At 70.6% G+C, this 10,923-nt stretch carries 10 protein-coding genes; 8 read left to right on the top strand and 2 right to left on the bottom strand.

Annotation, left to right across the window (positions count from 1 at the left end):
- Nucleotides 1-115 precede the first annotated feature (115 nt).
- From ACH4DZ_RS33880 to ACH4DZ_RS33910, 7 genes are all read left to right on the top strand, one after another.
- Complete coding sequence (locus ACH4DZ_RS33880; RefSeq protein WP_398291616.1) at nucleotides 116-1,540, top strand: phosphomannomutase/phosphoglucomutase; 1,425 nt, start codon at nucleotides 116-118, stop codon at nucleotides 1,538-1,540.
- A gap of 236 nt (nucleotides 1,541-1,776) precedes the next feature.
- Nucleotides 1,777-1,962 (top strand): Trm112 family protein, encoded by a 186-nt coding sequence (locus tag ACH4DZ_RS33885; RefSeq protein ID WP_398291618.1) that lies wholly within the window; start codon nucleotides 1,777-1,779, stop codon nucleotides 1,960-1,962.
- Nucleotides 1,963-2,059: 97 nt separating this feature from the next.
- On the top strand, nucleotides 2,060-3,187 hold the full coding sequence (locus ACH4DZ_RS33890) for an SIS domain-containing protein (RefSeq protein ID WP_398291620.1): 1,128 nt from the start codon (nucleotides 2,060-2,062) through the stop codon (nucleotides 3,185-3,187).
- A 64-nt stretch (nucleotides 3,188-3,251) separates the two neighbouring features.
- On the top strand, nucleotides 3,252-4,403 hold the full coding sequence (gene manA, locus ACH4DZ_RS33895; protein WP_398291622.1) for a mannose-6-phosphate isomerase, class I: 1,152 nt from the start codon (nucleotides 3,252-3,254) through the stop codon (nucleotides 4,401-4,403).
- A gap of 189 nt (nucleotides 4,404-4,592) precedes the next feature.
- The gene (locus ACH4DZ_RS33900; RefSeq protein WP_398291624.1) at nucleotides 4,593-5,570 is read left to right on the top strand and encodes a cation diffusion facilitator family transporter; all 978 of its coding nucleotides are present in this window, start codon (nucleotides 4,593-4,595) and stop codon (nucleotides 5,568-5,570) included.
- 446 nt (nucleotides 5,571-6,016) lie between these two features.
- Complete coding sequence (gene ahcY / locus ACH4DZ_RS33905) at nucleotides 6,017-7,474, top strand: adenosylhomocysteinase (RefSeq protein WP_398291626.1); 1,458 nt, start codon at nucleotides 6,017-6,019, stop codon at nucleotides 7,472-7,474.
- 81 nt (nucleotides 7,475-7,555) lie between these two features.
- Nucleotides 7,556-8,200: a hypothetical protein gene (locus ACH4DZ_RS33910; RefSeq protein ID WP_398291628.1), complete on the top strand. Its 645-nt coding sequence runs from the start codon at nucleotides 7,556-7,558 to the stop codon at nucleotides 8,198-8,200.
- A gap of 25 nt (nucleotides 8,201-8,225) precedes the next feature.
- Here the strand turns inward: ACH4DZ_RS33910 and ACH4DZ_RS33915 are convergent, their stop codons facing one another.
- Nucleotides 8,226-9,350: an RDD family protein gene (locus tag ACH4DZ_RS33915; RefSeq protein ID WP_398291630.1), complete on the bottom strand. Its 1,125-nt coding sequence runs from the start codon at nucleotides 9,348-9,350 to the stop codon at nucleotides 8,226-8,228.
- A gap of 127 nt (nucleotides 9,351-9,477) precedes the next feature.
- On the opposite strand from ACH4DZ_RS33915, the gene ACH4DZ_RS33920 reads away from it, so the two are divergent.
- Entirely contained in the window at nucleotides 9,478-10,485 is a 1,008-nt protein-coding gene (locus ACH4DZ_RS33920) for a stage II sporulation protein M (protein WP_398291632.1), read from the top strand.
- Between the two features lie 195 nt (nucleotides 10,486-10,680).
- On the opposite strand, the gene ACH4DZ_RS33925 is transcribed toward ACH4DZ_RS33920, so the two are convergent.
- On the bottom strand, nucleotides 10,681-10,923 hold a 243-nt coding region (locus ACH4DZ_RS33925), incomplete at its 5' end, for a hypothetical protein (RefSeq protein ID WP_398291634.1).

Here is a 10,923-nt window from a genome sequence, read left to right on the forward strand (position 1 = left end):
CGACGTCCGCCCCGGGTCCGCCCCGGGTCCGGCCGGGGACCGGCTGGGGACCGCGTGGGCGTGCGGGTAGTTTTGGGATCTCCGTCGAGGACTCAAGGCTCAAGGAAGGCTGGCCGTGACCGCTGATCTGTCGCAGCTCGTTAAGGCGTACGACGTACGCGGGGTGGTCCCGGACCAGTGGGACGAGACGCTGGCCGAGCTGTTCGGTGCCGCCTTCGTGCAGGTGACGGGAGCGGACGCGATCGTGACCGGTCACGACATGCGCCCCTCGTCACCGGGTCTGTCCCGGGCCTTCGCGCGCGGGGCGGCGGCGCGCGGCGTCGACGTCACCGAGATCGGGCTCTGCTCCACGGACCAGCTGTACTACGCGTCGGGGGCGTTCGGCCTCGCGGGCGCGATGTTCACGGCCTCGCACAACCCGGCCCGGTACAACGGCATCAAGATGTGCCGGGCGGGCGCGGCCCCTGTCGGCCAGGACACCGGCCTCACGAAGATCCGCGAGCTGGTCGAGTCCTGGCTCGACGCGCAACCCCCGACCTCCCAAGCCTTGACCTCGCAAGCCCCGACCCCGCAAGCCCCGACCCCGCAAGCCCCGGTCTCCGGTGCGACGCCTGGCACGATCACGCGGCGCGACACGTTGGAGGACTACGCGGCGCACCTGCGCGGCCTGGTCGACCTGACCTCGATCCGCCCCCTGAAGGTCGTGGTGGACGCGGGCAACGGCATGGGCGGACACACGGTCCCGACCGTCTTCGCCGGCCTGCCCCTGACCCTCGTTCCGATGTACTTCGAGCTGGACGGCACGTTCCCGAACCACGAGGCGAACCCGCTGGACCCGGCGAACATCGTCGACCTCCAGAAGCGCGTCCGCGAGGAGGCGGCCGACCTCGGTATCGCCTTCGACGGCGACGCCGACCGCTGCTTCGTCGTCGACGAGCGCGGCGAGCCGGTCTCCCCGTCCGCGATCACGGCCCTGGTCGCCGCCCGGGAGCTGGCCAGGAACGGCGGCAAGGGCACGGTCATCCACAACCTGATCACCTCCTGGTCGGTCCCGGAGGTCGTCCGCGAGAACGGCGGGACACCGGCACGCACCCGCGTGGGCCACTCCTTCATCAAGGCCGAGATGGCCGCCTCCGGAGCGATCTTCGGCGGCGAGCACTCCGCGCACTACTACTTCAAGGACTTCTGGAACGCGGACACCGGCATGCTCGCCGCCCTCCACGTCCTCGCGGCCCTCGGCGGCCAGGAGGGCACCCTCTCCGCCCTCGTCGCCCAGTACGACCGCTACGCCGGCTCGGGCGAGATCAACTCCACGGTCGACGACCAGACGGCCCGCCTCGCCGCGATCCGGACGGCGTACGAGGGCCGGGAGGACGTCACCCTCGACGAACTCGACGGCCTCACCGTCACCGCCGCGGACTGGTGGTTCAACGTCCGCCCCTCCAACACGGAACCGCTCCTGCGCCTGAACGCGGAGGCGCGGGACGAGGAGACGATGGCGAGGGTGCGGGACGAGGCACTGGCGATCATCAGAGCCTGAGCGACCCCCGTCACCCCACTCAGCCCGTCCGGCGTTTGAGGACGAGCGCGCAGCGCGATCACGGGGGAGAGGGGCGCAGCCCCATGCAGTGACGGGAAGGGTAGGGGCGGCGGGGGCGAAGACCCCCCGCGCTCACCCCCACGCGGCGGTACCCTGACCAGGCCACATCCCAGCACACACCCACCCCCGAACCCACCCGGAATTCACCCCGGAATTCACCCCCGAAGGGACCTGACATGCCGCTAGAAGCCGGCCTCCTGGAGATCCTCGCCTGCCCGGCCTGCCACGCCCCCCTCAAGGAGGCCTCCTCCGAACAGCAGGAGGCCGAGTTGATCTGCACGGGCAAGGACTGCGGTCTGGCCTACCCCGTCCGAGACGACATCCCGGTCCTCCTGGTGGACGAGGCCCGCCGCCCCGCGTAACCCCCGCCGTCGCCGTCACAGAGAAGCGACCTGCAGAAGCGACCTGCAGAAGCAACCCGCAGAAGCGACCCCGCCCGGCGTCCGGAGGCTGCCCACCATGTTCGACGAATCACTCCTCGACGACCCGGAGGCGCTGGCCCGCGCGGACCGGCGGGACCTGCTCCGCGGCGCAGCCGAGGCGGGCGCCCGCGTCCGCACCGCCGTCCGGCACGCCACCGAGGCCGGCATCGCCGAGCTGAAGCCCGACGGCCGCCCGCGCGCCATCCTGACCGCGGGCCCCGGCCTCGCCGCCACCTGCGTCGCCGACCTGCTCGGCTCGCTCGCCGGCGCCGCCTGCCCCGTCACCCGGCTCACCCCCCGCGGGGTGGCCCCGGCCGCGGGCGCCCTGCTCTGGGAACTCCCGGGCTGGGCGGGCCCCGTGGACCTGCTCCTGATCGCCACCCCCGACGGCAGCGAACCCGGCCTCTCGCTCCTCGTCGAGCAGGCCTACCGGCGCGGCCTCACCGTCGTCGCCGTCTGCCCGCCCCGCACCCCGCTCACGGACACGGTCGCCGGCGCCCACGGCCTGTACGTGCCGATGGCGACCGCCCCCTACGAGCCGCAGGCCCCCGCCGCCGCCTCCGCCCCGGGCTCCCTCTGGGCGCTGCTCACCCCGCTGCTCGCACTGCTCGACCGCACCGGCCTGCTGTCCGCGCCGCCCGACGCCCTGCAGAAGGTCGCCGACCGTCTCGACCAGGTGGCCGAGCGCTGCGGACCGGCCATCGCGACGTACAGCAACCCCGCCAAGACGCTCGCGTCCGAACTCGCCGAGGCGCTCCCGGTGATCTGGACCGAGGGCGATTCCGCGGGCCCCGCGGGCCGCCGTTTCGTCGCGGCCCTGGCCGAACTCGCGGGGCGTCCCGCCCTCACCGCCGAACTGCCCGAGGCACTGGCCGCGCACAGCGTCCTCCTCGCGGGCACCTTGGCGGCGGGCGCGGACCCCGACGACTTCTTCCGCGACCGCGTCGAGGAGGCGCAGGTCATCCACGCGCGCGTGGTCCTGCTGCGCGACCGCCCGGCCGGCGGACGCACCGCCGCCCCGGCCGCCCGCGAGCTGGCCCTCAGCCACGACACGGCGATCAGCGAACTCGAACCGGAGGAGGGCGGCGACCTGGAAACACTCGCCGAACTGATCGCCGTCACGGATTTCGCCGCCGTCTACCTGGCACTCGCCTCGACGGCCTGACCTTGAGCCACGCCTCCTGACCGGAGCACGCGTACCAGCGCACGTACGGAGAAGAAGACAGAGCATGGACCGCCTCGACAACACCGTCCGCCCCTACGCCTGGGGCTCCACCACGGCCATCCCGCGGCTCCTCGGCACCGAGCCGACCGGCGAACCGCAGGCGGAGATGTGGATGGGCGCCCACTCGGGCGCCCCCTCACGCACCCCCCGCGGCCCCCTCACCGAGGTGATCACCGCGGCCCCCGAGCGTGAACTGGGCACCGGGGCGGTCGCGAAATTCGGCCCGCGCCTCCCCTTCCTGCTCAAGATCCTCGCCGCGGGCGCCCCCCTCTCCCTCCAGGTGCACCCCGACCTGACGCAGGCCGAGGAGGGATACGAGGACGAGGAGCGCCGCGGCGTCCCGATCGACGCACCGCACCGCAACTACAAGGACGCCAACCACAAGCCCGAACTGATCTGCGCGCTCACGGAGTTCGACGGCCTGTGCGGCTTCCGCGCCCCGCTGGAGGCCGCCGAGCTGCTGTCGGCCCTGGAGGTCGACTCCCTCAAGCCGTACGTCGACCTGCTGCACGCGCACCCCGAAGAGGCCGCGCTCCGCGAGGTGCTGACCGCAGTACTCACCGCCGACCCCGAGCTGATGGCCACCACGGTCGCCGATGCCGCCGCGGCCTGCGCCCGGCTCGGCGGTGCCCACGCCCCGTACGCCTCGATCGCCCACCACTACCCCGGTGACCCGGGTGTCATCGCCGCGATGCTGCTCAACTACGTACAACTGCAGCCCGGCGAGGCCCTGTTCCTCGGCGCCGGTGTGCCGCACGCGTATCTGAACGGCCTCGGCGTCGAGATCATGGCCAACTCCGACAACGTGCTGCGCTGCGGACTCACCCCCAAGCACGTCGACGTCCCCGAACTCCTGCGCATCGTCCGCTTCGAGGCGGGCGACCCGGGCGTACTGCGCCCCGAGGCCTCCCCGGACGGCGAGGAGGTCTACGAGACCCCCATCGACGAGTTCCGCCTCTCCCGGTACGTCCTCCCGGCGGGCGGACCCGGCCGCGACCTCACCCGCCGCACCCCGCAGATCCTGCTGTGCACCGCGGGCTCCGTACGGACGGGCGACGTCACGCTCATTCCGGGTGGATCCGTGTTCGTACCGGCGGACGAAAAGGTGGAAGTCTCCGGAAGCGGGACGATTTTCCGGGCCACGGTCGTCGTCTGAGGGAATCACCAGGCACCACTGTGGCGGCCCGGCGCTCCGGGGCCGGTCCGGGCTGCAACAATGGCCCACCGCAAAGGGCAGGCAAAATGCGGGACGGCAGCCTGGCGGCGGCCGACCGGGGCAGCCGGGTGACAGACGAGTGCCAGTCGAGCGGCAGACGACTGGCAGACGAAGGGACATCGGGAACACATGAGCGCGTCAGGCGGCACCAAGGCGATCGTGGCGGCACTCGCCGCCAACCTCGCCATCGCGGTAGCGAAGTTCGTGGCGTTCCTCTTCAGTGGTTCGTCGTCGATGCTCGCCGAGTCCGTGCACTCGCTCGCCGACTCCGGCAACCAGGGACTGCTGCTCCTCGGCGGCAAGAAGGCCAAACGCGAGGCGACCCCGCAACACCCCTTCGGCTACGGCCGCGAGCGGTACATCTACGCCTTCCTCGTCTCGATCGTCCTCTTCTCGGTCGGCGGCATGTTCGCGATCTACGAGGGCTACGAGAAGATCAAGCACCCGCACGAGATCGAGCACTGGTACTGGCCGGTGGGCGTCCTCGTCTTCGCGATCATCGCCGAGTCCTTCTCCTTCCGGACGGCCATCAAGGAGTCCAACCAGACGCGCGGCAAGCAGTCCTGGAAGGACTTCGTACGCCACGCCAAGGCGCCCGAGCTGCCGGTCGTCCTCCTGGAGGACCTCGGCGCACTGGTCGGTCTGATCCTCGCGCTCGGCGGCGTGGGCATCGCCCTGGCCACCGGTGACGGCGTCTGGGACGGCATCGGCACCCTCTGCATCGGCATCCTGCTCATCGTCATCGCGATCGTCCTGGCCGTCGAGACCAAGTCGCTGCTCCTGGGCGAGGCCGCCGGCATCGAGGCGGTCCAGAAGATCGAGGCCGCGATCGTCGACGGCGACACGGTCACCGGCATCATCCACATGCGCACGCTCCACCTCGGTCCCGAGGAGCTGCTGGTCGCCGCCAAGATCGCCGTGCAGCACGACGACACGGCCGCCGAGGTCGCCTCCGCGATCAACGCCGCCGAGTCCCGTATCCGCGAGGCCGTCCCGATCGCCCGCGTCATCTACCTCGAACCCGACATCTACAACGCGTCCGAGGCCGTGAAGGGCGCCGACCCGGAGGCCTCGCCGGGCGGCCCGGCACCGACCGCCGCACACTGACGCCCGTACGACCCGTCGGATACATGACCGGGGCTACGGCTATAGCTACCGGATCTCGCGCAGCTCGCGGTCCGCGAGGTCGCGCACATGTTCCCGATCCCCGGCATCCTGCAACAGACCCCTGGGCGGGGCCAAAAGTTCAGAAGTCCCTTATTGTCCAGGGCTGTTACCTCTGTTCCCGACCCGCCGGACGCTCGAAATCCGCTTGAACTGTTCGCAGGCGGACTGGGGCCCACTGCGCCGATCGGTGTAGATTCGTAACCGAGCCAGACGTCGCTGCTGATGGCGGTCGGGCGGCCCCACGGGCCGGCCGAGGGAGAGAGGGCCTCCGACGGACTGCGCTGCGCAAGGCACCGGGCATTCGTGTGCCCCGTGGGCGCTCACCGTGCCCGCCGCCGCGCAGACCAGCCGAAACCGACCTCGCCCCAACCCGAGGAGCAGCTCGCATGACCACTGTCGCCAACCGACAGGACTTCAAGGTCGCCGACCTTTCCCTGGCCGACTTCGGTCGCAAGGAGATCACCCTCGCCGAGCACGAGATGCCCGGCCTGATGTCGATCCGCAAGGAGTACGCCGAGGCGCAGCCCCTCGCCGGCGCCCGGGTCACCGGCTCCCTGCACATGACCGTGCAGACCGCCGTACTCATCGAGACCCTGGCCGCCCTGGGCGCCGAGGTCCGCTGGGCCTCCTGCAACATCTTCTCCACCCAGGACCACGCGGCGGCCGCCATCGCGGTCGGCCCGAACGGCACGCCCGACAACCCCCAGGGCATCCCGGTCTTCGCCTGGAAGGGCGAGACCCTGGAGGAGTACTGGTGGTGCACGGAGCAGGCGCTGACCTGGCCGAACACCCCCACCGGCGGCCCGAACATGATCCTGGACGACGGCGGCGACGCCACGATGCTCGTCCACAACGGCGTCCAGTACGAGAAGGACGGCAAGGTCCCCTCCGCCGACACCGCCGAGAACGAAGAGCACCGGGTGGTCCTGGAGCTCCTCAACCGCACCATCTCGGGCGGCTCGCAGAAGTGGACCCAGCTCGCCTCGGAGATCCGCGGCGTGACCGAGGAGACCACCACCGGCGTCCACCGCCTGTACGAGATGCACCGCGACGGCACGCTCCTGTTCCCGGCGATCAACGTGAACGACGCCGTCACCAAGTCGAAGTTCGACAACAAGTACGGCTGCCGCCACTCCCTGATCGACGGCATCAACCGCGCCACCGACGTCCTCATCGGCGGCAAGACCGCCGTCGTCCTCGGCTACGGCGACGTGGGCAAGGGCTGCGCGGAGTCCCTGCGCGGTCAAGGCGCCCGTGTGATCGTCACCGAGATCGACCCGATCTGCGCACTGCAGGCGGCGATGGACGGCTTCCAGGTCACCACCCTCGACGAGGTCGTCGACAAGGCCGACATCTTCGTCACCACGACCGGCAACAAGGACATCATCATGGCCGCGGACATGGCCAAGATGAAGCACCAGGCGATCGTGGGCAACATCGGCCACTTCGACAACGAGATCGACATGGCCGGCCTCGCGCAGATCCCCGGCATCGTCAAGGACGAGGTCAAGCCGCAGGTCCACACCTGGAAGTTCCCCGACGGCAAGGTGCTCATCGTCCTCTCCGAGGGCCGCCTGCTGAACCTGGGCAACGCGACCGGCCACCCGTCGTTCGTGATGTCCAACTCGTTCGCGGACCAGACGCTGGCCCAGATCGAACTGTTCACCAAGCCCGAGGAGTACCCGACCGACGTCTATGTGCTGCCCAAGCACCTCGACGAGAAGGTCGCCCGCCTCCACCTGGACGCGCTCGGCGTGAAGCTCACGACGCTCCGCCCCGAGCAGGCCTCGTACATCGGTGTCGAGGTCGAGGGCCCGTACAAGTCGGACCACTACCGCTACTGAGCCCGGCGCTCACCAGACGGTTGTCAGCAGGCCCTCGCCCTCACCGGCGGGGGCCTGCCCCCTACGAGGACCCGAGCCACCATGCCCCGCGGCCGATATTCGCTCCATGACCCGCACGATCACACCCCCCTCGCCGACGAACGGTTCCACTGCGCGCCCGGCCCCTCCGGCTGGCGCTACGTATCCCAACTGACCACCCCTTCCGGCACCGGGCCCGAGGGAGCCGCACGGCAAGGCACCCCCGCCGGTTCCGTCGACCTCGCCCTCGACGACCGCGGCCGCCCCATCCGTCTCGAACTCCACGCGTCGGGCTGGCAGGTCCGCGCCGCCGCCCTCGACGGTGTCACCTGGGTCCGTACCGACCCCACGGGAGATCACGCCACCGAAGGCAATGTCCGCGCCCACGCCTTCACCGGCTCGTCCCCCGCCTTCCTCGTCGCCACCGCACGTCTGCTGCGCCTCACCCCCGATGCCTCCGCCACGCGTGTACGCCTCGTCGCCTTCACGGACCCGGTCCTCGCCCCGCGCACCCTCGACCAGTCCTGGGCCCTGATCACGAGAGAAGCACACGCCACTGACAACGGCCCCCTGACCGTGGAGGAATACCAGGTCACCGCCCTGGACACCGGTGAGCAGCACACCGTGCACCTCTCCGGCGACGTGGTGCTCTCGGCGCCCGGCATCGAACTCGAAGACCTCGAAACACCGCCGTCGGTCTTCGCCTGACACCGGTGCCGAGCGAGCCCGCCCATCAGGCGGGAGGGGCGAACCCGGTCGCGGGGCGGTCCGCGTCGGCCTCCTGCGTCACCGGCTGAGCCCAGGCGTTCGCCGGGGCCGCTGCGGGCGCCGGGGGAGGGGCAGCGAGAGAGGCGGCGGCCGGGCGGACAGCGTCCTGCACAGGACACTGCGCCGGACCCCCCACCGTGCCCTGCATCGGGTTCCCGACCGGCCCCTGGGGCTGACTTGCGCCGTATCCCGGGCCCTGTGGGGTGCCGTAGGGCACCCCATGGGCTGTGCCGTACGGCATGTTCGGCGCGCCCCAGCCCGGTACGCCAGCCACCTGCCCGGCCGGGCCGCCGACGAAGCCGCCACCAGCGAAGCCGCCACCGGCAGCCCCACCAGCGGTGCCGCCGCCGAACGCCCGCCGTGCCTCCCGCGCCTGGCGCTCCTGCATCACGGCCGCCAGGAACGCCGCCGGTGGAACACCGTGCGGCGCCGGAGTCCCGGTGCGCTCGGCCACATCGTTTGCGAGCCGCTCCGCCATCGCCCACCCGACCTGCGGGTCCAGCTGCTGCATCCGCGTCAGGTACTGCCGGACTGCCAGCCACAGCCCGTCCGGAACCCCGGACAGATCAAGTCCGGAGAACCGCCCCGACAGCCATGGCGGCGGAGGAGGGACGAAGGACGTACGCCCGGTGGGAATCCGTTCCCGTACGACGAGGGTTCCGGCGAACACGTCCCCGAGCCGCCGCCCCCGCGCCGACACGAGCGACGCGATGCACGCCACGACCCCGAACGTCATCAGGATCTCGACCACTCCGACCGCCCCACGCACCAGCGCGTGCCGGAACCGGATGGGCCCGCCGTCGTCCCGCACCACGCGCAGCCCGCACGCCATCTTCCCCAGAGAGCGCCCATGACTGAGCGTCTCCACGGCGATCGGCCCGCCCACCAGCAGAAGAAGGAACGCGGCGATCGCCGCGGCCATCTGCGCCGCCTCGTCGAGCGCGGCCGTGGACAGGGCCAGGACGATCATCACGACCACATAGGCGGTCACCGCCACCACCAGGTCGAGCACCACGGCCAGTACCCGGCTCGGCAGCTTCGCGGGGCGCAGCTCCAGCGCCACCGCCTCGCCCGTCACAAGCTCACTCACGCCCGCCGTCCTTCCCCGAACTGCCCTGAGAACAGCCAGTCTGCCAAGCTGAGGCACATCGCGCCGCAGTGCGACAAGCTGACCACACGACGAGCACAAGACGAGCAGCCGAGGAGCAGCCAACCCGATGGACCTCGATGTCTTCGTGTCCGCCCACCGGGCGGAGTGGGACCGGCTCGACGCACTCCTGCGACGCCGGCGCCGTCTCACCGGAGCGGAGGCCGACGAACTCGTCGCCCTCTACCAGCGCACGGCGACCCATCTCTCCCTGATCCAGTCCAGCGCCCCGGACCCCCAGCTCACCGGCCGCCTCAGCCAACTGGTCGCCCGCGCGCGCAGTGCCGTGACAGGCACCCGCCGAGCCTCCTGGCGAGACGTCACCCGCTTCCTCACCCAGGGCTTCCCGGCGGCGGTGTACAGGGCACGCCACTGGTGGGTCCCGACGGCGCTCCTGTCCACCGCGCTGGCGGTCGTCCTGGGCTGGTGGATCGGCACCCACCCCGAGGTCCAGTCCTCGATCGCGGCCCCCGCCGAACTACGGGAGCTCACCCGCCCCGGCGGCCAGTACGAGACGTACTACTCAAGCCATCCAGCGGCGTCCTTCGCCGCCCAGGTATGGACGAACAACGCCCAGGCAGCCGCGATGTGCCTGGTACTCGGCGCCTTCCTGTGCCTGCCGGTCGTCTGGATCCTCTTCCAAAACATGCTCAACGTGGGCGTCGGCATCGGCCTGATGTCCTCCGCGGGCCGCCTCGACACCTTCCTCGGCCTGATACTCCCGCACGGCCTCCTGGAACTGACCGCCGTCTTCGTGGCGGCCGGCACCGGACTGCGCCTCGGCTGGACCGTCATCGACCCGGGCCCGCGCACGCGTCGTGCGGCCCTCGCCGAGGAGGGCCGTGCCGCCCTGGGCATGGCGATAGGCCTTGCCCTGGTCCTCTTCGTCTCCGGCGCCATCGAAGGCTTCGTCACCCCCTCCGGCCTCCCGACCTGGGCCCGCATCGGCATAGGCATAGCCGCCGAACTGCTCTTCCTCGCTTACGTCTACGTCCTGGGCGGGCGAGCCGTGCGGGCCGGCGAGACGGGTGACGTCGAGGAAGCCGAGCGCAGCGCCTCGGTACCGACCGCGGCCTGATGTGCAGGCACACCGATCAGGCTGCTAGTCTCCTCTTCGCCCCACAAAAACCGTTGACACGGGACGTGTGGGGAGGTAGATTCGAACAGTTGCCTAGAGCTGGACAAGCTCGGCGGTGGCAGTTAGCATCTGTCAGCTCCCTGGAATTCAATTTCGGTGGAGCACCTCCCGATAATTCGGAAATTGAGCGGCCGGTCAGGCCGGTCGAAAACTTCTGATAAAGTCGGACTCGCCGAAAGAGAGCCGCAAGGCAATCAAATGGGCAAAGGCGTCCCAACTGGCCACTGGAAATGAATTCCGACCGGAAACGGAACGGAAAACGGATCTGGTAAGGTTGGAAACACGAAGGGAAGCGCCCGGAGGAAAGCCCGAGAGGGTGAGTACAAAGGAAGCGTCCGTTCCTTGAGAACTCAACAGCGTGCCAAAAATCAACGCCAG

The organism is Streptomyces sp. NPDC017991 (assembly GCF_044328075.1).
Taxonomy (GTDB): Bacteria; Actinomycetota; Actinomycetes; order Streptomycetales; family Streptomycetaceae; genus Streptomyces.

Bases quoted from the DNA above. Each gene is read 5' to 3' on its own strand.
- ACH4DZ_RS33920 (WP_398291632.1), top strand. From the start codon at position 9,478: ATGGACCTCGATGTCTTCGTGTCCGCCCACCGGGCGGAGTGGGACCGG.
- ACH4DZ_RS33910 (WP_398291628.1), top strand. From the start codon at position 7,556: ATGCCCCGCGGCCGATATTCGCTCCATGACCCGCACGATCACACCCCC.
- ACH4DZ_RS33890 (WP_398291620.1), top strand. From the start codon at position 2,060: ATGTTCGACGAATCACTCCTCGACGACCCGGAGGCGCTGGCCCGCGCG.
- ACH4DZ_RS33885 (WP_398291618.1), top strand. From the start codon at position 1,777: ATGCCGCTAGAAGCCGGCCTCCTGGAGATCCTCGCCTGCCCGGCCTGC.
- ACH4DZ_RS33900 (WP_398291624.1), top strand. From the start codon at position 4,593: ATGAGCGCGTCAGGCGGCACCAAGGCGATCGTGGCGGCACTCGCCGCC.
- ahcY (WP_398291626.1), top strand. From the start codon at position 6,017: ATGACCACTGTCGCCAACCGACAGGACTTCAAGGTCGCCGACCTTTCC.
- manA (WP_398291622.1), top strand. From the start codon at position 3,252: ATGGACCGCCTCGACAACACCGTCCGCCCCTACGCCTGGGGCTCCACC.